The 22,237-nt window shown below is 61.4% G+C and carries 23 protein-coding genes and 1 pseudogene; 7 read left to right on the forward strand and 17 right to left on the reverse strand.

The genetic code is table 11. The annotated features are described in order from the left end of the window. Nucleotides 1-84: 84 nt before the first annotated feature. Nucleotides 85-585 (forward strand): Lrp/AsnC ligand binding domain-containing protein, encoded by a 501-nt coding sequence (locus ACS4RS_RS21260; protein ID WP_439009367.1) that lies wholly within the window; start codon nucleotides 85-87, stop codon nucleotides 583-585. Nucleotides 586-620: 35 nt separating this feature from the next. On the opposite strand, the gene ACS4RS_RS21265 is transcribed toward ACS4RS_RS21260, so the two are convergent. Beyond that, nucleotides 621-1,082, reverse strand: coding sequence for an Lrp/AsnC ligand binding domain-containing protein (locus ACS4RS_RS21265; RefSeq protein ID WP_439009366.1), 462 nt, complete (start codon nucleotides 1,080-1,082; stop codon nucleotides 621-623). A gap of 124 nt (nucleotides 1,083-1,206) precedes the next feature. Here ACS4RS_RS21265 and ACS4RS_RS21270 point away from each other — a divergent pair, with 124 nt between their 5' ends. Continuing rightward, nucleotides 1,207-1,998 (forward strand): phenylalanine 4-monooxygenase, encoded by a 792-nt coding sequence (locus tag ACS4RS_RS21270; protein WP_003587114.1) that lies wholly within the window; start codon nucleotides 1,207-1,209, stop codon nucleotides 1,996-1,998. A gap of 47 nt (nucleotides 1,999-2,045) precedes the next feature. Here the strand turns inward: ACS4RS_RS21270 and ACS4RS_RS21275 are convergent. From ACS4RS_RS21275 to ACS4RS_RS21305, 7 genes and pseudogenes are all read right to left on the reverse strand, one after another. Continuing rightward, nucleotides 2,046-3,039: pseudogene (locus ACS4RS_RS21275) on the reverse strand (L,D-transpeptidase family protein). Between the two features lie 81 nt (nucleotides 3,040-3,120). Beyond that, complete coding sequence (locus ACS4RS_RS21280) at nucleotides 3,121-4,002, reverse strand: hypothetical protein (RefSeq protein ID WP_439009364.1); 882 nt, start codon at nucleotides 4,000-4,002, stop codon at nucleotides 3,121-3,123. 109 nt (nucleotides 4,003-4,111) lie between these two features. After that, nucleotides 4,112-4,426: a hypothetical protein gene (locus tag ACS4RS_RS21285; protein WP_439009363.1), complete on the reverse strand. Its 315-nt coding sequence runs from the start codon at nucleotides 4,424-4,426 to the stop codon at nucleotides 4,112-4,114. A gap of 91 nt (nucleotides 4,427-4,517) precedes the next feature. Continuing rightward, nucleotides 4,518-5,099 (reverse strand): BA14K family protein, encoded by a 582-nt coding sequence (locus tag ACS4RS_RS21290; protein WP_439009362.1) that lies wholly within the window; start codon nucleotides 5,097-5,099, stop codon nucleotides 4,518-4,520. Beyond that, the gene (locus ACS4RS_RS21295; RefSeq protein ID WP_439009361.1) at nucleotides 5,096-5,263 is read right to left on the reverse strand and encodes a hypothetical protein; all 168 of its coding nucleotides are present in this window, start codon (nucleotides 5,261-5,263) and stop codon (nucleotides 5,096-5,098) included. Before ACS4RS_RS21295 ends, ACS4RS_RS21290 begins: the two co-directional genes overlap by 4 nt. Nucleotides 5,264-5,307: 44 nt before the next feature. Then, nucleotides 5,308-6,117: a DUF1236 domain-containing protein gene (locus tag ACS4RS_RS21300; protein ID WP_439009360.1), complete on the reverse strand. Its 810-nt coding sequence runs from the start codon at nucleotides 6,115-6,117 to the stop codon at nucleotides 5,308-5,310. A gap of 110 nt (nucleotides 6,118-6,227) precedes the next feature. Beyond that, nucleotides 6,228-6,626, reverse strand: a complete 399-nt coding sequence (locus ACS4RS_RS21305; RefSeq protein ID WP_003587123.1) for a DUF1236 domain-containing protein — start codon at nucleotides 6,624-6,626, stop codon at nucleotides 6,228-6,230. Nucleotides 6,627-6,824: 198 nt separating this feature from the next. On the opposite strand from ACS4RS_RS21305, the gene ACS4RS_RS21310 reads away from it, so the two are divergent. Further along, nucleotides 6,825-7,106 (forward strand): hypothetical protein, encoded by a 282-nt coding sequence (locus ACS4RS_RS21310; protein ID WP_439009359.1) that lies wholly within the window; start codon nucleotides 6,825-6,827, stop codon nucleotides 7,104-7,106. 64 nt (nucleotides 7,107-7,170) lie between these two features. Here the strand turns inward: ACS4RS_RS21310 and ACS4RS_RS21315 are convergent, their stop codons facing one another. After that, nucleotides 7,171-8,022, reverse strand: a complete 852-nt coding sequence (locus tag ACS4RS_RS21315) for a methyltransferase domain-containing protein (RefSeq protein ID WP_439009358.1) — start codon at nucleotides 8,020-8,022, stop codon at nucleotides 7,171-7,173. Between the two features lie 402 nt (nucleotides 8,023-8,424). Here ACS4RS_RS21315 and ACS4RS_RS21320 point away from each other — a divergent pair, with 402 nt between their 5' ends. Continuing rightward, nucleotides 8,425-9,813, forward strand: a complete 1,389-nt coding sequence (locus tag ACS4RS_RS21320) for an ATP-binding protein (RefSeq protein WP_439009357.1) — start codon at nucleotides 8,425-8,427, stop codon at nucleotides 9,811-9,813. Between the two features lie 2 nt (nucleotides 9,814-9,815). Next, nucleotides 9,816-10,439: a response regulator gene (locus ACS4RS_RS21325; RefSeq protein ID WP_439009356.1), complete on the forward strand. Its 624-nt coding sequence runs from the start codon at nucleotides 9,816-9,818 to the stop codon at nucleotides 10,437-10,439. Nucleotides 10,440-10,467: 28 nt separating this feature from the next. Here the strand turns inward: ACS4RS_RS21325 and ACS4RS_RS21330 are convergent, their stop codons facing one another. Beyond that, nucleotides 10,468-10,980, reverse strand: a complete 513-nt coding sequence (locus tag ACS4RS_RS21330) for a hypothetical protein (protein ID WP_439009355.1) — start codon at nucleotides 10,978-10,980, stop codon at nucleotides 10,468-10,470. 310 nt (nucleotides 10,981-11,290) lie between these two features. Here ACS4RS_RS21330 and ACS4RS_RS21335 point away from each other — a divergent pair, with 310 nt between their 5' ends. Then, nucleotides 11,291-11,785 carry a hypothetical protein gene (locus ACS4RS_RS21335; protein ID WP_439009354.1) on the forward strand — a complete coding sequence of 165 codons (495 nt, stop codon included), beginning with the start codon at nucleotides 11,291-11,293 and terminating at the stop codon, nucleotides 11,783-11,785. Between the two features lie 9 nt (nucleotides 11,786-11,794). Further along, nucleotides 11,795-12,586, forward strand: coding sequence for an exodeoxyribonuclease III (xth, locus tag ACS4RS_RS21340; protein WP_439009353.1), 792 nt, complete (start codon nucleotides 11,795-11,797; stop codon nucleotides 12,584-12,586). A 14-nt stretch (nucleotides 12,587-12,600) separates the two neighbouring features. Here xth and ACS4RS_RS21345 read toward each other — a convergent pair whose 3' ends face one another. Genes ACS4RS_RS21345 through ACS4RS_RS21375 form a run of 7 tightly spaced genes read right to left on the reverse strand, consistent with a single transcriptional unit; the run spans nucleotide 12,601 to nucleotide 22,131 of the window. Then, nucleotides 12,601-14,685: an FAD-binding protein gene (locus tag ACS4RS_RS21345; protein WP_439009352.1), complete on the reverse strand. Its 2,085-nt coding sequence runs from the start codon at nucleotides 14,683-14,685 to the stop codon at nucleotides 12,601-12,603. A gap of 5 nt (nucleotides 14,686-14,690) precedes the next feature. Further along, complete coding sequence (locus ACS4RS_RS21350) at nucleotides 14,691-15,860, reverse strand: Gfo/Idh/MocA family oxidoreductase (RefSeq protein ID WP_439009351.1); 1,170 nt, start codon at nucleotides 15,858-15,860, stop codon at nucleotides 14,691-14,693. An 11-nt stretch (nucleotides 15,861-15,871) separates the two neighbouring features. After that, complete coding sequence (locus tag ACS4RS_RS21355; RefSeq protein ID WP_439009350.1) at nucleotides 15,872-17,527, reverse strand: GMC family oxidoreductase N-terminal domain-containing protein; 1,656 nt, start codon at nucleotides 17,525-17,527, stop codon at nucleotides 15,872-15,874. 9 nt (nucleotides 17,528-17,536) lie between these two features. Then, the gene (locus ACS4RS_RS21360; RefSeq protein WP_439009349.1) at nucleotides 17,537-19,075 is read right to left on the reverse strand and encodes an FAD-dependent oxidoreductase; all 1,539 of its coding nucleotides are present in this window, start codon (nucleotides 19,073-19,075) and stop codon (nucleotides 17,537-17,539) included. A 15-nt stretch (nucleotides 19,076-19,090) separates the two neighbouring features. Continuing rightward, on the reverse strand, nucleotides 19,091-20,206 hold the full coding sequence (locus ACS4RS_RS21365; protein ID WP_439009348.1) for a sn-glycerol-3-phosphate ABC transporter ATP-binding protein UgpC: 1,116 nt from the start codon (nucleotides 20,204-20,206) through the stop codon (nucleotides 19,091-19,093). A 3-nt stretch (nucleotides 20,207-20,209) separates the two neighbouring features. Continuing rightward, entirely contained in the window at nucleotides 20,210-21,181 is a 972-nt protein-coding gene (locus tag ACS4RS_RS21370) for an ABC transporter permease subunit (RefSeq protein ID WP_439009347.1), read from the reverse strand. Then, nucleotides 21,178-22,131 carry a carbohydrate ABC transporter permease gene (locus ACS4RS_RS21375; RefSeq protein WP_179610742.1) on the reverse strand — a complete coding sequence of 318 codons (954 nt, stop codon included), beginning with the start codon at nucleotides 22,129-22,131 and terminating at the stop codon, nucleotides 21,178-21,180. Before ACS4RS_RS21375 ends, ACS4RS_RS21370 begins: the two co-directional genes overlap by 4 nt. Between the last annotated feature and the right edge of the window lie 106 nt (nucleotides 22,132-22,237).

Below are 22,237 nucleotides of genomic sequence, written 5' to 3' on the forward strand. Positions count from 1 at the left end.
CAAAACACGCGCAAAATCCTTGCATTCTTCATGCCATGAGGAGATATTATGCACGGTTCGTGAGCATTATGGAGATTTTGTGCAATGGATGAACAGCTCGACAAATTGGACTTGCGCCTGCTCGATGAACTGCAAAAGGACGGCAGGTTGACGAATAACGAACTGGGGGATCGGATCGCGCTTTCACCGTCGCAATGCTCGCGCCGGCGCACGCGGCTGGAAGCCGAGGGCTATATTCGCAGCTACCGGGCCTATCTCGATCGGGAGAAGCTGGGTCTGGACATGCTGGTGGTCATTTCCGTGACGCTTGCGACCCACAATAGAGACAATGCCCGCAGATTTTCGCAGTTGATCAACGGGCTGCCGGAAGTTCTTGAAGCCTATGCTTTGACGGGTGAAATGGACTACCACCTGAAGGTGGCGGCCCGCGGCCTCGCCGACCTTTCAAAATTCGTCAACGACGTTCTCTTGCCACACGAGTCAGTCCAGCACGTGAAGACCTCGATCGTGCTCGACACGCTGAAGACATTCGAAGGCTTTCCTGTGCACATGCCGGGCAGCCGGCATGGCGACAGCATGCGATAAGTTTGAAGGCATCCCTGCACCGCCGGCGGCAGGCTTCACAGCGGCAATTCGGTCGAGAATTTCAGCTCGCGCAGCACGAAGCTCGAGACCACCGTGCGCACATGCGGGTTGCGCATGAGGTAGCGCGTCATGAAGGCTTCGTAGCTTTCGACGTCCCTCGCCCGGATCTTCAGCATATAGTCGAAGGCGCCCGACAAGGCGTAACACTCCATGATCTCCGGCCGCTCCAGCACCACCGAAGCGAAAGAGGCCACCGCCTCTTCGTGGTGATCTTCCAGCGTCACATGCGCGATCACGCAGAGCTTGAGATCGAGTTTGCCGGGATCGAGCAGCGTAACGCGCTTGCGGATGACGCCATCGGCTTCGAGTTCCTGGATCTTCCGCCAAGCCGAGCTCTGCGACATGCCGGCCTTCTCAGCCAGATCTGCCAGCGACAGGCTGCCGTCGGCCTGAATGAGCTGCAGAAGGTTTCGGCGAAAGTTCCCAGTTTCTTTCATTTATGGTCCAGAGGTCGGGAAAGTTTGCCACCATTATCGCAAAATCCAAGATGAAAGAAAAGAAAATCCGCCAAAGCTGGAGGATAATGGCAGCCATATCGTCATGTTCCGGGAGGATCTGCCTATGACCAAGGAAAGCAGCTACACCGCCAAACTACCCGGCCCGGACGGCCTTTATGACTACACAGCCGAGGAAGATGCGATCTGGGGCGAACTCTACCGGCGCCAGATGAAGATGCTGGCCGATACCGCCTGCCGCGAATATCTGGACGGCGTCACGCTGCTGGGGCTCAAGCCGGAGAAGGTGCCGCAGCTTCTCGATGTGAACAGACGCCTGAACGAGACCACCGGCTTCGGCGTCGAAGGCGTGCCGGCGCTCATCCCGCCCTCGCGCTTTTACGAGCTTCTGTCGCAAGGCAAATTCCCGCTGGCAACCTTCCTGCGCCGCCGCGAGCATATCGACTATATCGAGGAACCGGACCTGTTCCACGAGGTGTTCGGCCATTGCCCGCTGCTGACCAACCAGAGCTATGCCAATTTCGTCCGCCATTTCGGCGAAACTGCCGTCCGCCTCGGCAAAGGTTATTCCTGGCACCTGTTCCGGATCTTCTGGTTCACCGTCGAGTTCGGGCTGATCAACACGCCGCAGGGCCGCCGCTGCTTCGGCGCAGGCATCGTCTCATCACCAAGTGAAGCCAAGGCGGCAACCGAAGGCACAGCTTGCGAGTTTCGGCCGTTCGATCTGCTGAGCGTGCTGAGGACGCCTTACCGCATCGATATTCTCCAGCCGATCTACTACGTCATCGACAGCTTCGCCGATCTGGAGGCGATCGTGGAGCAGGATATCGAGGGCACGATCCTCAAGGCGAAATCGCTCGGTGATTTTGCCCCCGCTTTCGAAGCCAAGGCTTCGTAAACGCCGATGGGGCGAAACGAGGGTGGGGATTGACGATCTCTTCTCTCTCACTTCGGAGCGGCTGAACTTCGATTGGCGAAGTCGACCAGGACGCCCGGCTTGACCATGCCGGCCAGTTCTTCGGCGTCCCAGTTCGTCAGCCGCACGCAGCCATGCGAGCCGACTTTGTCGATCAGCTTTGGCTCAGGTGTCCCGTGTATGCCATAGGTCGGCTCGGTCAGATCGATCCATATGGTGCCGACCGGGCCGTTCGGCCCTTTCGGAATGGTCAGGACCTTGTCGTTCTTTCCCTGCTTGAAGTTGCGCTTCGGGTCATAGCGGTAGACCGGCATCCTCGCGACGCCCTTGACCTTATGCTTGCCCGACGGCGCCGGATTGTCCTCGCTGCCGATCGTCGCGGGATAGACTGCAAGCAGCGCTCCGTCCTCGGCATAGGCCAGCACCTGGCCCGTCATCCTGTCAGCTTCTATCCTCTTGACCTTGCCTTTCCGCGGGAGACCGGGGTTCACTACCCACACCGTATCCCCGGGCGCAAATTGCGAAGCCGGGTTGAGCGCATTGACGAGATCGATACCCATGTGGAACCGCTCGGACAGCTTTTCCGCAACACTGGTATATCCCAAGCTCTGCATCCTGGCCTTCTCGCCATAATCCTCGGGTATCCGATCGACGAGGCCCTTGGCATCGTCCGCCGAGACGACGTAGCTCTCGACGATCGGCGACATCGTCTTCCAAGCGGGAAACGACGTCCGGGTCCGGCTTGCCATCGATGGGGAGGTTGTTCATGGCCTCGAAACCGGCCACCGCCTTGTTGACGTTCTCGCCGGCGAGCCCGTCGATGACGCCAGGAGATGCGCCGACCCGGTCGAGAAGGACCTGAAGGCGGACGATTGCCGGGTCCGGATCCTCGGACGAGCGCTTTTCTGCTTTAGTGGAAGCAATCGAAGCGGCGTTGATTGCATCGGGTTTGAGTTCCGCCGCGATGCCATCGCCAACGGAGATGATCAAAGCGAGCAGCGACATCGACAGGGCTGTTTTCATAGACGACAAATGGCCATCGCCGAAACTTGTTCCATCGAGCAAAGATCCTCGGACTTTAGGCGTAGTCGCTTATGTCCTCCTTCAAATCACAGGCGTCTTCCCACGCCTCCTGGCTTCGCGCGATCTTGCCGCGCGGCGCGCCGGCCTCAGTTCCTCGATCGTCGGCAGCCACCACTCGGCACCTTGAACGACAAGCGTTTTCGCAGGCCAGGTGCGGACTAGTTCTTCGAGCGTGGGCGCCCGCCAATATCCCCAGACGTGATCCTCGGTCACGCCGGGATAAAAATCCGCGACGATATCCGGGTCGGCCAGTTCGCCGGTGATATAAGTAAAGATGACGATGCCGTAGGAGATGGCGACCGGTCTTCCCAGCGGCGGTAGATCGTTGCCGGGAAGCGGGTAGCGATGACGCTTTCGTTCCGCAGAGCGCAGCTTGCTGCGCATCTCCTGTTCCGTCCCTTTCCGCTCCTCGGCCCGGCGCCGTCTCTCTTCCGGCTCGTTTCTGCGAGCCGCCGCTTCGATATCCGGCCATCTGCGTCTGAGGTCCTCATAGGATCGGAAGGGAACGTGCCATATTCTGAGATCGCCGTCCCACCAGGAGAACGACACCTCGCGCAGTTCGTCGACGACGGTTTTCGAGTATGGCGTGCGGATTCGAAAACCTGCTTTGCCGAGTTGAAGATACGGGCTATCGATCGGATCGAAGGCGAAGGCATCGCGGCCCTTGGCATCCGCATGGGCGTCGGCTTCGGCCTCCAATTCGGCAAGCCATCGCCCGATGCGGCGCGGCGCCGTCCGGCCGGGAACGAACCAGGCCTTGCGGGCATCGCTCCAGCGGGCACGCGGGAAACGCTTTCGGAATTGCTCGACGGTCATCCTGTTATAGGGGAAAGATACGTCGGCGCCGGGCTTGGGGTCGTCATCGCCCGCCGGCGCTTTGTCACGATCTGCCGTTTCGGTCATGGACAGAGAACGCTTGCACGAAGGGATCGGTTTCAGGTGGGCGGCCGGAAGCGACCAAATTTTGCACTCGGAAAAACGAGACCGCAATAAGACCGCGGCCAATTCCTCTTCAATGAATTGTCTTCAATCGCGTTTCCGCATGTGAAACATCCTGCAGTGTCGCCATGAGCTTTTCAAACTCGTTCAGGACACGATTGAATTCGGCGTCCGGCATGCCGGTGATCTCCGCTATCGTCGAGGAAACGGAGGCAATGAGCCTGTCGATCCAGACACAGCGGTCGGCCGGCACATGGCCGAGAACATCATGCCGATGGGTCTGCAGCTCGCGCAGAATGCGGATGATAAGAGCGCCCCGATCCGCCCTGCTCAGGAACCGGAGCCTTGCCTGCGCCCTCTGAATTTCCGTTACCAGCGTCGTCGCCATCCCCTGATCTCCGACCCTCAATGCAACCGATATCACAACCGTAGCGTTTGCAACACGGACTTTGGTCCGACATGGAGCGGTGCGGCCACGATCAATTGCTCGTCGCCACGAGCACCGGCGCGTCGCAGTTGCGCCGTGGGCCGTCCCAAGGTTGATATGTATTGTCTTCACGCCGATACGACCTGTAGCGAGCGGCGCACCAGGCCGCCGCCTGTGCATTTACTGTCGTGCCCGCGCCTTCATCGGCCGCGGCGACATCAAGCTGGTGCGGTGAAGAGCAGGCGCGGATCTCACCGCTGTAGGATCGATAGCTGTTGGTCTCAGGATCGAAGGAGCGGTAACGTTGTGCGCACCAGGCAAGGTGCTCGGCCGAAAATTTTGGTTGCGGCGCCGGGGGTTCGGTTGACGGGCCGGTGGGATCCGACTTCGCCCTTGCCGTCATGACGACCGGCACCTCGGTGACATAGCTAGAATAGACGGGCGCGATCCGTTCATAGCGCTGCTGATGGGGCTCGACTTTGACCGCCCCCGTCGTCCAGAGATCGGGCTCGGCTAGGTTCTGCAAGGCATGCGGTTCGGAATCTGCCGCGACGTGGGAGGCAATGGATGCAGCGGCTATGCAGGCCCCGACCGAGCTGACGATGCCGAAGGCTACGGATGCGAGCCCGTTCATTGTCCCGCTCCCAGTTGCTGCACCTGTGGAACCCAGACACGGCCGGCCGTGCTGCCCTGTCGGCTGCCGGTAACGGCAAGCACGGCGAGGATACCGGCGATTGCCAGCAGGATGGCGATCAGCGGCAGAGCCAGGCCAGCGGATTTCTCTTCGGAATAGATCATGTTCCTCTCTCCTCCTGTCGGCGGGGGGCCGCCGGGTGCCGGCTCTATGCCGAAATGATGTAGACGATTGTCAACGCAGAGGGATCGACGATGACGATCCGGCCGTCGGCGAGGACGAAGAAACGATAGGCCTTGTACTGCGGAACGATTTCCACGATCCGCGGCGGCAGCGGCTCAAGCCTGATCTTCTTCGGGATAGCGGTACCAACCGAGACCGTGAAATCCGTCTCATGAACCGGCTCGACATGAACGTTCTTTACGACAGTCCGGATTTCCGTCTGCTGCTCGACCGAGATGTTGACGTTGGTCGTGTTGTTCGTCTCGGTCTTGGTGTTGCTGTCGACCGACGTGTTTTTGTTCTCGACGTTCGTCTTGCTGTTCGACTGGGTCTCGGTCGAACTGCCGGAAGACTTCGCGGCATCGCCGGATTTTTGGGTTTCGCCACCGGTCGAGGTGCCGGTGGATGTCTGGGAGTCCGGGCTGCCGGCAGGCTTCTGGCTTTCCGTCGAGGACTGTTTCGACTTGCGGGTCTCCGAGCTTCCGGAGCTTCCGGACTGCGTCTTCGCGCCCGGCTCGGTTGCCGTCTGATCGGAGGATCCTTCGGTGGGGGTCCCAGAGGATGCGCCCGACGAGCTTCCGTCAGAGCCTGAAGGCTGCTGCGTGCCCTGGCTTGTCGATGCGCCCGCACCGCCCGCTTCCGGCTGCTGCGCAGCACCACCGCTGGACTGGTCGTTCTGAGCCGCACCCTTCTTCGGAAGGATCGGCGCATCCTGCGCTGAGGCGGATATGATGGCGATTGGCGAGACGCCGATCGAGAGTGCCGTGATCAGGACGGCAAGTATCTTGGCCTTCATAACAATCTCACTGATTTTGTCCGCACGACGACGCTGCTACGCGCCGTGCGGCTGTTCTAAACGATGATTTCGGGAGTAAGCCGCGGCACGGGACCGCGGAGAGGATCAGGTCACTTGATAACCTGGATCACCTTGCGAGATGACGGTTCGACGATGACACGTTCATCATTGACCACCGCGTAGGCATATGTCGGATCATCCGGAATAGGCGTCACGACGACCGTTTCCGGCAGCGGCTGCCCGACGACAACCTTCTCCTTGACGACCACGCGCGCCGAAGGTGCCGGAGCTTCGCGGACATAGGTGACGACCTTCTGCGGCGGCGGATCGATCGCGGTGCCGACGATGGCGCCGGCAACACCGCCGACAGCAGCGCCAACGGGGCCACCGACAATCGCCCCGGTGACCGCACCACCGGCCGCACCATTGACGGTCGAGGACTGGGCGAATGCGACGCCGGACATGAGGGTCGCAGCAGTTGCCGCACAGACGATAAGCTTGGAGAGCATATTTTCCTCCTTCTGTTTTGAAGCGGCCTTGCTGACCGCTGCCAAACCAACCAGTTAGCGGCGTGGTCGTTCCACACCCCGGACCTCAGTCCGATCGAGCTCGGCCTTTGGTCCGGGTCCATTTCAATGTCCGTTGCCGGCACTACTTTCAGATCGAAAGGAACCGGTCTTTCCGGCATAGGCAGGAGACTGAAGGAGATGGCACGATCCAACCGCAGGGAGGCTGGGCGCAGACGCCTGGCGATGCGGCTGCCGGAGATGCGGAAGCTGATCATGGAAACCCGCGACCCATGGCAGCTCCAACTTTTCGAGGCCTATCAGATGGCCGTCGAAGCGCGCGACGCCGTTCGCAGGCGCGGGTTCGATTGGAAGCTGGTGCTGGAGTACGACGAGACCTGCTTCGAGATCGAAAAACACGTTAGCCGCGCCATACACGAACCTCCCCATGCGAACGAACAGAAGGCCGGCGAGCCGTCATAGCTTGCCGGATAGGCCTTTTAAGCACTGCGTGTGGAGGATGGATTGGCACGCAGCCCCTAGGGAACTACGAAACGCGGCCGGCGATCACCAACGCGCTCATGCCGCCGCTAGGGCAAGCTCCATGCCGCGCTTCCACTTGCTCGGCCACCTGGTCGACGATCTCGGACATGCGTTCCGGCGCCCGCCATTCGATCTCGCCCCGCAGAAGCGTGCCCTGGCAGAAGGCGGCTGCCACGTCGTGCGCGCTGGTCGCGACGGAGGTCAATTCGAGCCGGTCGCAGGTCACTGCCTCAAATCCTGCCGACGACATCTGCGCGTTGATGGTGCCGGGGTCGAAGTAGGAGTATGGCAAGCGCCGGAGAAAATCCGGGGGGTCGGATGGGAAGATGCCTGCCAGACATTCGTCCACACAGCTCGCGAAGTCGTTGGCCGAGAGGGAATCCCACGTCGAAAATAGAAAACGGCCTTTCCTGCGCAACACCCTTTCAGCCTCGCAATAGGCCTTCACCTTGTCGGGAAAGAACATTGCGCCGAACTGGCAGATGACGAGATCGAACATCTCAGGCGCGAAGGGGAGATTTTGCGCATCGGCCTGCATCCAGTGGGTACGCGACATCGTCACCGATGGCGCGCCGATGTCGATCATCGCCTGGCTAAGGTCGGTGGCAACGATTTCCGTTGGCGGATCAAGCATCGCGCGCAGAGCGCGCGTCAAGGCCCCCGTCCCCGCAGCGAGTTCGAGAACGCTGCCAGGTTTCGACTGGTCGGCGGCGACCGCCATCTCCGCCGCATAGGGATCGAAGAGGATCGGCACGAGAAGGGTCTGGTAAAGCTCGGCCACACCTTCATCGAATGGTGCGGGAGACGTAGCAAATGCGGCGCGAGCGCCGTTTTCGATGTCAGCAGAAATTGTCACTCGCAAATCTCCAGAACCCCGAACCATTCAGTGCTGAAATATGACTGAATCTGGTGACGTCCACGGGGGCCGGACCTAGGTCCGAGGCCTGTCAGACCGAAGTCCCGGTGTTGGAACGCGGACAGGACCGCGCCGTTTCGAAGGGGTGAAGGAGATCCTGAAATGGCTCAGACCAATAGATCCCGTGTCAATGACGCCTGTAACGTGTGCGTCGTCGCACTTGTTGTCGTTCTGGCTGCCCTTCTCTACGTTTTCGGTGCAGCCATGTCAGGCGATACGCTCCAATTGACGAAAAGCATAAGGGGCGCCGAAATCTTCGATACCAGGGATGTCCCCTAACGCTGTCTGGAAAAATTTCGAGGAAGCGATAGGTTAGTCGGCAAGTCTTTTACCGGTATCACAATGAATTGGCTTCGCCGCTGGAATGCCCGCTCACTCGCCTCCCAGTTCTTCATCGCGGGTGGGTTGATCTCGATTGCCGCCATGTTCCTGGTGGGCCTTCTCGTCACCCATCTCATCGAGGAGGCGGTCATCTACAATTCCGGAGCTGCGACAGCGCTCTATGTCGACAGCGTTGTCGCGCCGCTGCTTCCCGACATGCAAACGGCATCATTCCTGGATGAAGGCAGCGCCCAGGCTCTGGACGAAACGCTTGGTCAAGGCGCGCTCGGCCGGCGGCTTGTTTCGTTCAAGCTGTGGCGAAGCGATGGCACCATTCTCTACTCGAACGAAAAGGCGCTGGTCGGCAGCACGTTTCCGGTCAACGACAAGCTCCGAAAAGCCTTCGCAGGGTCTCTCGTTGCGCGCTACGAAATCGCCGACGATCCGGAAAGCGAGAAGGAGCGCGCACTTGGTAAGCCGCTGATGGAAATCTACAACCCTGTGCTCCAGCCATGGTCCGGACAGGCCGTCGCCGTCATCGAATTCTACGAGACCGCGCAAGGACTAGGCGACAGTCTGGCCAATGCCAGGCTCCGGAGTTGGGCCGCCGTCGCCGCTCTGACAGCAATCTTTTTCCTTGTTCTCGCCGTCCTAGTGTTTCGGGTCAGCCGGACGATCGAAGCGCAGCGGAAGGATCTCAAGGAACGGGTCAATGATCTGTCTGCGCTGCTGGCGGAAAACCGCGGGCTGCAGCGCCGGCTGCAGCGCGCCTCCCAGCGCGTGGCGGCGCTGAACGAAACATATCTGCGCAGCATTGGCGCCGATCTGCACGACGGCCCCGCCCAGCATATTGCCTATGCCTCATTGCGGCTGGACAGTGATATGTTGATCAATGCGTCGACCCCGCCCGAAGCGCGCGAAAAGGAGCTCGCGTGGATACGTTCGAGCCTTGCAGAGGCGATGACCGAGATCCGCAATATCTGCAGCGGGCTGGTGCTCCCGCAGATCGAGAAATCCTCGATCACCGAGATCGTGACGCGGGTGGTCGAAGCGCATCAGCACAAGACCGAAACCCGTGTCGAAACAATCATCGACGACGATGGACCCGAACCCGCGCCTGCCGTAAAGATCTGTATTTATCGCTTCGTTCAGGAAGCCTTGAATAATGCCTATCGCCACGGCGGCGGTATTCAGCAGACCGTAAGCGCTGTCTCGCACGATGGTCATGTACATGTCGAGGTCAGCGACCGTGGCGATGGCTTCGACCCGATGGAGGTGAGGCCAACGAGCCTCGGCCTGGTGGGGCTGCGCGAACGGATCGACAGCCTCGGAGGATCATTCGACGTCAAGACAGGCGAAGGAGGGACGACGGTGACCATGACCTTCGAGCCTATGGAAGTGGGAGATTAGACATGACATCCATCACGATCGGCGTCGTGGACGACCATCCGCTTTTTCGCGAGGGCGTAACCCGGAGCCTCTCCGAGATCAGCAACTTTGCCGTCGTTGGGGAAGGCGCCAGCAGCGATGACGCTGCGATGATCGCCGCGAACAACCGTCCCGACATCATGCTCCTCGATGTCTCGATGCCCGGCGGCGGGCTGTCGGCGATCAGCGACGTGCTGGCGCGGAGCCCGGCAACGAAAGTGCTGATGCTGACCGTATCCGAAGAGGTGGACACGCTGATGGCAGCCCTGCAGCGGGGCGCAATGGGCTATGTTCTCAAAGGTGTCGGCTCGCGCGGTCTCGCCGAAGCCATCCAGACTGTCCTGAGCGGATCACGCTTTATCTCGCCGACAATGTCGACAAAGGTCATGGAGAATTCGCTGAATGGCGGCGCCCCCGACAAGAACAGTCTGACGCCACGGGAACGCGAGGTGATGGATCTGGTCGCTCAAGGCTTGTCAAACAAGCATATCGGCTTGCGTCTCAGCCTACAGGAAAAGACGGTGAAGCATCATATGACACAGATTTTGAGCAAGCTCGGCGTCTCGAACCGGACGGAAGCGGCTCTTCAATGGCGCCAGCAGCGCTAGACCAGTTGTCATCCCCGCTTCGGGCTTGTTAGCGAAGGTAGCGGCCTAGCCGGCGGGCATCGTTTGCCGTCGCTTGCCGGCTTATGATCGTCCGGCCTTTTCCGTCCTTCATCACGTAGCGGCCACGCCGCAAGGTTTCGGTAATGCCGTTCGCATGGCGGACGTCGATCGAGCCATCGGACGCTTCGGTTGCTTTCGCGCCCGCGCCCTGCGAGGCTCCAGTCGCGGAGGAAGAAGCAGAGGATCCGGCACCATTGCTGGAGCCTCCGCCGGCGCTGTTGCCCGAACCGCTATTGCCGTTGCCGCCACTATTGCCGCTACCGCCACCTCCGCCGTTGCCGTTACCGCCGCCGTTGCCATTTCCTCCGCCGTTGCCGTTTCCATTGCCATTCCCGTTATTGCCGTCCTTTGCCTGGGCGCTTTTTACCGCCAAAACAGGAAGGGAGCCGTCGAGGTTGAATGTGGCCGGCGATGCGGCAGCGGCGAGAGCAATGGCCGCGCTGCCGCCCAATCTCAGAAAATCGCGTTTCGAGAGTGTCATGCCATAGCCTCGTCCGTTTTTCGCCGTCTGTTACGCAATTTAGACGCTCGCCAATTTTCGCCGTTCCGGCGAGCAAATGCAACCGGACCTAGGTACTAGATCAGGCCGGACTTTGGTCCCGCCCGCCGGATTGCAGAGGCCACGAGCGAGAAAAAGTTCGATCCAGTACCGCCGGCACTGGATTGCGCAGCGAAGCCATCGGCGATGTTCGCCTTCTCGTCAACACGTGGCCGCATAAGAGGATGCATTTTTCTGGAACTTCTTTCCCCGTCGCCGATTTGATTGTCGAAGAGCAACAGAGGAAACAGTGATGGCAAACCCGAACGAATCCCCCGCAGTCCAGTCCCTACGAAAAGAGCAGGCAGAGCAGCAAAGAAGGGCTCGAAAGGGTGAGCTCGACAGAGGCATCGAGGGCACCTTTCCGGCCTCCGACCCTGTGTCGGTCACCCATACCTCGATCCCTGTCGGCCGCAGCGATATCGAGGCGGCTGAGCGGGTGAAGCGGGAGCCCGATCCCACCAGGCGCGACGAGGCGTATCCGCTCGTCGACCAAGCCCTGCGCTCGACCGGCGAAACCGGCGGCGTCCACGAGGCCTCCGATGTCGATCGCGAAAGGCGCTTGCTTCAGAGAGAAGCCGGCCGGGTGGCGGAAACCGCTTCGGAGGTGGCTTCCGGGACGGCCCGCCTGGCGAAGGCGGAAGCGCGAAGCTTTGTCCAGGACGTCGAAGATCGGATACGCCAGCAGCCGTTGACGGCGATCGCGATCGTCGCCGGCATCGCCTTCGTGTTCGGAGCGACGCGTTGAGCAATCAGCGTGAAAATCGCAACCTATAACGTCAACGGGATCAATGGACGGCTGGCCATCCTGTTGCGCTGGCTCAAGGAGGACGCCCCCGATGTGGTCTGCCTCCAGGAACTGAAGACAGACGACGCCGGGTTTCCGCGAAAAGAGATCGAACGATCCGGCTACGGCGCCGTCTGGCACGGACAGAGATCGTGGAACGGGGTCGCCATATTGGCGAAAGGCAAGACGCCGATCCTGACACGGCGCGGTCTTCCCGGCGATCCCGATGACACCCACAGCCGCTATATCGAAGCCGTCATCGACGGCATCGTGGTCGGATGCCTCTATCTGCCGAACGGCAATCCGTTTCCAGGCGCCAAGTTCGACTATAAGCTCCACTGGTTCCGTCGCCTGCACGACTACGCCGCCGAACTGCTGGAACTCGAAGTGCCGTCGATCCTGGCCGGCGACTTCAATGTCATGCCGACGGAGATCGACGTCTATAAGCCGGAACGCTGGCTGGACGACGCGCTTTTCAGGCCGGAAGTTCGCAAGGCCTATGCCCATCTCGTTGGCCAGGGCTGGACCGACGCCGTCAGGCATCTGCATCCGGACGAGCGCATCTACACCTTCTGGAAATACTGGCGCAACAGCTTCGAGCGCGACGCGGGGCTACGGATCGACCACCTCCTGCTCAGCCCGGCCGTCGCGCCATGGCTTCGGTCGGCGACCGTCCGGAGAAAGCCGCGAGGCTGGGAGCATACGAGCGATCACGCACCCGTCATGATCGAACTCGACGTTCCCAGCGCTGCAGCCGTTTGAGCCGCGATGCCAGCTCATTCATCCGCCCCGAGATCATAGATGCGGCCTGTCAGCCAGGCTGGCCAGTCTCGCTCGAAGAAGGATTTGGCGTTTTCATCCAACGTGCGGTTTGCACGCGTCGAAAGTCTGATCTCATCGCCCTCGAGCCGAACGACGATCTGCTCACCCCGATGCGCCTCGCGTTCCCTCCGAAAGCGATATTCCTCCAATGGGCCTGCGTTCGCATGCGGAAGGGATTCGCCCTCGGCATCGCATATCGCCCGCGCTCCGCGGCTGCCGCCGCCATTACAGATGAAGAAGTCGAGTGCGCTGAGCACCGCTTCCGAGGCGAGCGCCATATGCCGCCATTGCACGCCCCGGACTGCCTCGGCTGCGCGGCCGTAGGCGATACCTTTAGCGCGAATGTCGGCATTCAGCTTACGCGCCTCGATCAAGGCCCGGCCGACGCTTTCCTGATCGCAGATAATGCCGGCCTTCTCGCTCATTCGCGCCTGCACTTCCGAGCGGATTGCCTTGACGGCCAGCGGGCTCTGGGTCCGGAGAGCGGCCAGCAGCGTTGTGATGCCTGCCTCTGCGATCGCTGAGATCTCGCCCGTGGCGGGCCGCTTTGCCATGCCGCTTGCGCTGATATGCTCGGCCGCCCGGGTGCCGAAGACTTGCCCGGCATTGAGTGCTGCGCCACCGGGCCGTGTCACGCCATGTGTGCCCGCGGCCTCGCCGACCGCGTAGCAGCCGGCAAGATTGCTGCGGCCCCATGTGTCGACCATCACGCCGCCGTTCATGTGCTGGTTGTTGACGGCGAATTCCAGCGGCTCGGCGGCGATGTCGATCTTGTAGCGGCGGTAGAGCTCGATCGCGAGCGGGTTCATGTGCTTCAATCGATCGATCGGCATGTCCTGGCCGGCGCCGGCCTTGCCGAGATAGAGGCGGACGTCTTCGTCAAGCCTCTCCAAGCTGAATGGCAAGTCGCCCGATACCGGCAGCGGATTGCGATTGAAGTCCATGAAGACACGCCGTCCCGCGGCCGTCTCGCAGTGGATGGCGAGGTCTACCAGGCTCGAGCCGAAATCGAGCATGCGGGTCGCATGAAACGGCCATTGATAGCCCTTGCGGAAGACGTTCGACGCCAATTCCCTCGTACTGCGGTAATATTGCGCCAGGAAGTGATGTTCGACGCCTTCGGCATCGACCGAGTAAATGTGCGGGATCGCCTGGACATAAGTGCCCGACAGATTCCACGGGAAGCCTTCCCTGCGCGTTCCGATGCCGAACTGGCTTTCGGTCAGGTTGACGAGCTCGACGCCTGCCTCGAGCGCCAGCCCGAGCGAGCCGAAGCAGCCGTTGGGATAGACGCTGTCGCGGTAAAGCTCGCCCGGCCCGCCGGCTGCGAGCACGATCACGTCACTCACGAAGAGCGCGATGCCCAGCGGGTTTTCTTCCGTGCGGTCGCCGGCGCGCATGGCGAGGATGCCGACGACATGGCGGCCCGCTCCCTCACCTTCCGTGAGGATTTTGACCGCGGTGGTCTGATTGTAGAAGGGCACGGCAAGCCGGATCGCCTCCTCGGCCAGCACCTTGACCATCAGGCGCGAGGTGCGCGGGCCGCAGCTGGTGGCGCGGCCGACCTCGTCGTGATCGGTCTGATATCTCAGCGTGCCCCCGAGCGGATCCTGCGGCAGCGGCAGGCCTAAGAACTGCAGTGACGCCATCATCCGCGACGAGCCAACGGCCTCGGCATAGGCCGTGTCTTCGTCCATTGCCCCGCCGCTGCGGATGGCGCGGGCCATCGCCCGGTAATTGTCGCCCTGGTCGGCCGTATTGGCCGTGTGCAGGGTCTGCTTGTCGGATCCCGAGCAGGCGGAGGTTCCGCCCCATGCGCTTTGGCTGATGATGACGACGTCGTCACCGCGCCGCTTCATTTCCACGGCTGCACGCAGACCTGCGGCACCCGATCCGACGACGACGCAGCCGGCTCGATAGACCGGCACCGCGATGCCGGCGAGCCGGGTCGAGCCCGAGGGGCCAGCCTCCGACGGGAGCTTGGGCATGTCGACATCGGTCAGCGCGTCGAGAATTTCCTGCGGAACAGCCGTTCTCATCGACTTCAGCCCAACGGGATGTCGACCCAGCGCTTCTGGCGGGAAGACTCCATGCATGCGTCGACGATCTGGCAGATATGGTGGCCGGTATCGAAGGTCGGCCACATCGGTGTGTTTGCAACGATCGAGCGGATCACCTCGGCCACCTCGATGATCTTGCTTTCGTTGTAGCCTATGCCGAAATTCGGCAGGGGAAGGAAAGCGCGGAAGGTGGGATTTTCCGGGCCTACATCGATCTCCCGGAAGCCGCGCCGCCCCGTGCGGTCGTCGTTGGAATAGAAGCGCAGCCGGTTTATCTCGTCATAGGTATAGGCAATGCTGCCTTTCGTTCCATAGACTTCATAAGTCTGCATGAACTTGCGGCCGGTCGCGACACGGCTGAAATCGACGATCCCGCCGGCGCCGTTGGCAAAGCGGCAGAGCAGGTTCGTTGCGTCGGGGTTGGTAATATCGGCCCAGGATTCGCTGCCTGTCAGTTTCACCTGCTCGCCATAATCAAGGCCCTCGACAACGGGCCGGCGCGGCGTGACAATCAGATTGTCGGCGATCAGGGAACTGACGCGGCCAACCAGGAAATCCATGAAACTGAAGATGTGCGAGCCGGTATCGCCGACGATTCCGGTCGGCGCCAGCTTGCCGTCGGCGCGCCACATGAAGGGGGCCATGGGATCACCATACATGTCGACGTGCTGGGAGCCGCGGAACAACTTGATCTCGCCGATTTCGCCGGATTCTATGATGTCTTTCGCCAGATCATGGACGGGATTACGGGGAAAGGCGTGTCCGACACGGGTGATCACACCCTTCTCTCTGGCGATGTCGGCAAGTTCCCGCGCCTCATCGGCGGTGTTGGCCAATGGCTTCTCGCAATAGACATGTTTGCCGGCCAGCAGAGCTGCCTTGGCCACAGGATAGTGAAGGTGATCGGGCAGGCAGATATCGATCAGATCGACGTCGGGATCGACGACCGCCAGCTTCCAATCCTGATAGATCCTGGCCCCCGGCGCCCTGTTGGCAATATCCTCGGCAGCGTCGGGATTGCCGTCGACCAGCGCGACGATCCGCGCCGTTCCGTGCGACACGCCGAAGAAATGCGGAAAGGTCTGATAGGCCATCGTGTGGACCTTTCCCATCCAGCCCGAGGCGCCAAGCACTGCAACTCTCACTTCAGACATTTCACTACTCCTTAGCGGATTTCGGCGCGGGCCCGAGGCCGGGTATCGTTGCGTTCATAGGCGAAGATAGCCGAGGGCAGCGCAGGCAAGCCCCTGATGAGATCCGATCCTTTTTCGCCGACCATGATCGTCGGCGCATTGGTATTGCAGGACGGCACGCGCGGCATGACCGAGGAATCGCATACCCTCAGGCCTTCAAGGCCGTGAACCTTGAGATCCAGCCCGACAACCGCGTCGGGTCCCGTTCCCATCTTGCAGGTGCCCACAGGATGATGATCGGTCTTTGCATTGGCGCAGCCATAGTCGAACAGCTGCTCGTCGGTCATGACCTTCGGCCCGGGAAGCCTTTCTGCCATAACAAAGGGTTTCAGCGCCGCCTGCTGCATGATCTCGCGGGCGATCTTGAGCCCTTCCAGGGACATTTTCCGGTCGTACGGATCGGACCAGTAGTTGGGGTCGATCAAGGGCGCTGCACCCGGGTCGGACGACGACAGCCGCACCGTCCCGCGCGAGCGCGGATGCAGATAGGCGGAATTGAGCGTCACGCCCGCATTTTTCAGCCGCTCGACGCCGGCTTCGATACCCGATCCGAGCCCGAGGTGAAACTGGATATCGGGAGACCTGGCATCGGGATCGGCATACCAGAAGCCACCGGTCTCGAAGAGCGACGAGGCCACCGGACCGGTGCGGAACAGGATATATTGAACCCCGGCCCAGAGCGTGCGGTGAAGCTTTGCGACGCCGTCATAGGTGTGATCGCCGGTGCATTCGGCGATGACGAAAAGATCCAGGTGATCCTGCAGGTTGCCGCCGACGCCAGGCAGATCGTGGTTCACCTTGACGCCCACCGATTTGAGGTGTTCGGCCGGCCCGATGCCGGACTGCAGGAGAAGCTTCGGCGATCCGATCGCGCCCGACGACACCAAGACTTCCCGTTCGGCGCGCACGATCTCCAAGCCGCCCGCGGTCGCGATCTCGACGCCTGTCGCACGGCCTCCTTCCACGATGATCCGCGTAACGCGCGCGCCTGTCCTGACCGTCAGGTTCTTCCGGTCCCTGATCGGCGAGAGATAGGCGAGCGATGCCGAGGAGCGGCGGCGATTGCGCTGCGTCAGCTGGTAAAATCCAACGCCCGCCTGCTGGCGGCCGTTGAAGTCGTGATTGTAGGGAATGCCGAGCTCCTGCCCTGCACGGATATAAGCATCGCAAATCGGCAGGGGTGCTGCCGGCATCGAGACACCCAATGGGCCCCCATAGGCGTGGTAGTCGTCGGCGAAGCGCTGATTGTCCTCGGCGCGTTTGAAATAAGGCAGGATCGAGCGATAGTCCCAGCCCTCGCAGCCGTCTTCACTGGCCCAGAGGTCATAATCGGCGGCGTTCCCGCGGGTGTAGAGCTGAGCGTTGATTGACGAGCCGCCGCCGATGACCTTCGCCTGGGTATAGCGAAGCACCCGGTCTTTCATGTGCTTCTGGGGAACGGTTTGCCATCCCCAGCTGGCCACGCCCTTGGTCATCTTGGCGAAGCCCGCCGGCATGTGAAAAAGAGGGTTCCAGTCGCCGCCGCCTGCTTCGAGCAGGAGGACGCGGATATCGGGATCTTCGCTCAGCCGGCTTGCAAGAACACAGCCTGCGGGACCGGCGCCTGTGATGATGTAATCGAAGCCCATTTTACCGTCCTATTTGTGCCCGGCACGCGCCAATGGATCTGATTTTGCCTGCAAGTCCTTCGACGCGATGTGATCGGCAACTCTGAGCGCCTGGCTGGCGACGGTGAGCGCAGGATTGACCGCGGCCGAGGTCGGCAGGAAACCGGCGTCGACGACGAAGAGGTTCTCGTGATCGTATGATCGGCAATAGGGATCGAGAGGCGCCGTCGCGGGATCGTTTCCGATGCGGACCGTTCCGCACTGATGGGAGGGCGTGCGCTTGTCGAAGGGTCGCGACAGCACGATCGGGAACCCGATCGACTTCAGGATCGCCTTCAGCCTGGCGACAAGTGCCAGATGCGCATCCCAGTTGGTTCGCTGCCATTGGAGAATGATCCGATCTCCATCGACGATGACGCGGCTTTCCGGGTTGGGAACGTCTTCGCTCATCGCATAGAAGTCGATGGCATGGTTGGTGATGAAACGCAGGAACCATTCCGGCGCCTGCGGCAGGGAACCCTTGAGTACCTTTTCGGAGATGCGACCCAGGAGCTGCACGTTGCCGAGTGGTGGCCCACCCTCCCCGTCGGAGAGGTAGAAGTCGTTGAAGGCAAAGGTCTTCTGATAGACGGAGGTGTTCTTAAACCGTGGAGAGACGCCGATGACGGCGGAGGCATTGTGGTTCATGAAGTTGCGGCCCACCTGGTCGGTGGCGTTCGCCAGCCCCCTTGGGAAGCGGTCGTTCTTCGAACGCAGTAACAGCACCGACGACTGGACCGCGCCGGCCGAAAGGATGACTATCTCAGGCGAAACCGTCAGCGTCTCACCGTTCCTCACATAGGTGACCCGGTCGATCCGGCTCCCGGCCCCGGTGTCGAGCCGCGTCACACGCGCATTGGTTTCGAGCCTGACGTTTTCATGCTTCAGCGCCACCGCAAGGGCTGCGGTCTCGGCGTCCATCTTGCCGTCCCGTGCGTTCGGATGCGCATCCCAGGGCGTCCGTGCCTTGGAAAGCCAGGCCTCGAGATCCATGCCGAGCGGCAGGGAAAAGGGATGCAGACCCTTCTGCTTGAGGCGCGCCCTGATGTCGGCGATCGGCGCCTCCTCGGGCACCGGCGGATACGCATAGCCAGCCGAGTGGTGCGGTTCCGTCGGATCTTCGCCCAAGCTGCCGCGAACCTGATACATCCGCTCCGCCTTCGAGTACCACGGCTCTAGCTCTTCATAGGGAAAGGGCCAGGCCGGCGACACGCCCTCCCGGTGCTGGATGACGCCGAAATCCTCTTTGCGGTAGCGCGACAAGACGGCGCCGTAAAACTTCGAATTGCCGCCGACATTGTAATAGTTGCCGGGATTGAAGCCCTTGCCGTTCGCCTCGTACCAGGTTTCCTTCGGTCGGAAATGCCCCCGCTGGAAGATCGCGCGCTGGTCACGATTGACGGGGAGATCGGCAATGTGATCGCCGGCTTCGAGGATCAATATCTCAGCGCCAGTCGCTGCCAGGCCGGCCGCGACGGTGGAGCCGCCGATGCCTGAACCGATGATGACGATGTCTGGTGAACTGCTCATATCAGCACCTGGCCGTCACACGATCCGCACCTGGCTCTGCGGATCGAAGAACACGGCCTTGTCGAGATTGAAGGCGAGGCGTGTGTTCTGTCCGGGAGCGATGCCGGCATCGGCGCGCAGGCGGGCGACGACGGATTTGCCGCCGAGCTTGGTGACGGCGAAGGTGTCGGAGCCGGCCGGTTCGACCACCTCGATCAGGCAGTCGTCCTCGGTCAGCGAGCGCGCCTTGCGGTCGGCGCCGTCGGGGTCGGTCAGCGCCTCTGGACGGATGCCGAAGATCACTTGGCGGCCGGCATAGGAAGACAGGCCGTTGTTGCCTGCGACGACCGGCAGTCGGAGCGGCGCGCCATTCGGTCGTTCGAGTGAGACGGCCAGCCCGCCGGCGCCGTTTTCGACGGTGGCGTTGAGCAGGTTCATCGCCGGCGATCCCATGAAGTCGGCGACGAAGAGATTGGCGGGGCTGTTATAGATCTCGGCCGGCGTTCCGAACTGCTGCAGCACCCCGTCTTTCAGCACGGCGATCTTGGTCGCCAGCGTCATCGCCTCGATCTGGTCATGGGTGACATAGACGAAAGTGGTGCCCATGCGCTGATGCAGCCGCTTGATCTCGGTGCGCATGTCGACGCGCAGCTTGGCGTCGAGATTGGACAAGGGTTCGTCGAACAGGAAGACCTGCGGATTGCGCACCAAGGCCCGGCCCATGGCGACGCGCTGGCGCTGGCCACCGGACAATTGCGACGGCTTGCGGTCGAGCAGATGGCCGATCTGCAGCATGTCGGAGACCTGCTTGATCGCCTTGGCGCGCTCTTCCTTGGGTACGCCGCGGATCTCCATGCCGAAGGCGATATTGCCTGCCACCGTCATGTTCGGATAGAGCGCATAGGACTGGAACACCATGGCGATGTCGCGCTTGGACGGGTGCAGGCCGTTGATGGCGCGCCCGTCGATGCGGATATCGCCGGAGGTGATCGTCTCCAGCCCGGCAATGGTGTTGAGCAGGGTCGACTTGCCGCAGCCGGACGGGCCGACCAGCACGAGAAAGCCGCCCTTTTCGAGTTCGAGGTCGATCCCCTTGAGAATGTCGACGGCGCCGAAACGCTTTCTGAGACCGGAGATTTCGAGGAAGGCCATGACTTACCCTTTGACTGCCCCCGCCATCAGACCGCGCACGAAGTAGCGGCCGGCGAGGATATAGACGATCAGTGTGGGAACGGCCGCGATCATCGCCGCAGCCATGTTGACATTGTATTCGACCACACCCGTCGAGGTGTTGACGACATTGTTCAAGGCCACCGTCATCGGCATGGAGTCGCCGGTGCCGGCATAGGCCGAGGCAAACAGGAAGTCGTTCCAGATATTGGTGAACTGGTAGATCACCGTGACGACGATGATCGGCAGCGAGTTCGGCAGCATGATGCGGCGGAAGATCTGGAAGAAGCTGGCCCCGTCGACCTGGGCGGCGCGGACCAGTTCGGTCGGGAAGGCCTCGTAGAAATTGCGGAAGAACAGCGTGGTGAAGCCGAGGCCATAGACGACATGGACGAAGACCAGGTTGACCGTCGGATTGCCGAAGCCGAAGTTAAAACCGGTGGCGTTCTGCAGCGTCACGCCGAAGCGGCCGAGCGAGCCGAGAATGGTCGCCATCGGCAGCAGCACCGACTGGAACGGGATGAAGCAGGCAAACAGCATCAGCCCGAACACCAGCGTATGGCCGGGGAACCGCCATTTGGTCAGGACATAACCGTTGAGCGCCCCCATGATGGTGGAGATCGCCACAGCCGGCACCACCATCTTGATCGAGTTCCAGAAGTAGCCCTTGATGCCGGCGCAGGTCAGGCCGACGCAGGTCTCGCCCCAGGCCTTGATCCAGGGATCGAAGGTCGGCGCCTGCGGCAGCGCCAGCATGTTGCCGCCCTGGATCTCGTCCATGGTCTTGAACGAGGTCACGAGCATGACGAAGAGCGGCATCAGGTAGAGGATGGCGAAGATCGTCAGCAGCCCGTAGATGGCGAGGCGGCCGATCCAGCGGGCGTTGTTGTTCCGGCTGTCGCTGCTTTGTGAGAGCGGTGCAGTCGAAGCTACGGTGGAGGTGGTGACGCTGCTCATCGGGCCTTCTCCTTCAGTTCGGAATAGAGATAGGGAACGATGATTGCCGAGATGGTCATCAGCATGATGATGGCGCTGGCCGAGCCGACGGCCATTTCGTTGCGCTTGAAGGTATATTCATACATGAAGTTGGACGGTAGCCAGGCCGAGCCACCCGGCCCGCCCGAGGTCAGCGCCACCACCAGGTCGTAGGATTTGATCGCCATATGGGCGAGCACGATGAAGGCCGACAGGAAGATCGGCCGCAGCAGCGGAATGACGATGCGGCGATAAAGCTGCAAGGGCGAGGCGCCATCGATCTGCGCCGCCTTCATGATCTCGCCGTCGATGCCGCGAAGGCCGGCCAGGAACATCGCCATGACGAAGCCCGACGCCTGCCAGACACCGGCGATGACGACGGTGTAGATGACGAAGTCCTTGTTCTTGATCCAGTCGAAGTGGAAGCTCGTCCAGCCGAAGTGGTGCAGCGTCTGCTCCAGCCCGAGGCCCGGATCGAGGAACCATTTCCAGGCAACGCCGGTGACGATGAAGGAGAGCGCCATCGGGTAGAGGAAGATCGGTCTGAGCAACCCCTCGCCGCGGATCTTCTGGTCGAGCAGGATCGCCAGGAACAGGCCGAGTGCCAAACAGATGCCGACATAGAGGAAGCCGAAGATCGCCATGTTGGTGATCGAGGTATACCAGGAGGACGGCGGATCGCTCTCGAAGGTCCAGCGCCACAGCCGCTGATAGGCGCGCGCCCCGGTCAGCGCATAAGACGGAAAGGTCTTGGAATTGGTAAAGGACAGATAGGCCGTCCAGACGATGAAGCCGTAGACGAAGACGAGCGTGATGACGAAGCTCGGCGCCAGCACGATCTTCGGCAGCGCATCCTGCAGCCGGCCTCTGAGCGAGATCGCCGTCGAATGCCGCGGCGTCAGAACCGGATCGGTGGTCGCAACTGTGCTCATGGTATCTTGTCTCCCTTCCCGCATGATCGGCCCTGCCCGATCGTCCCCGCCTGGTCGTGGCGATACTGATCGTCGCGGAGCCTGAAGCTTCCCCGCGTCATGCGCG

Origin of the sequence: Rhizobium sp. F40D2, from assembly GCF_051810745.2 — a bacterium.
Lineage (GTDB): Bacteria > Pseudomonadota > Alphaproteobacteria > Rhizobiales > Rhizobiaceae > Rhizobium.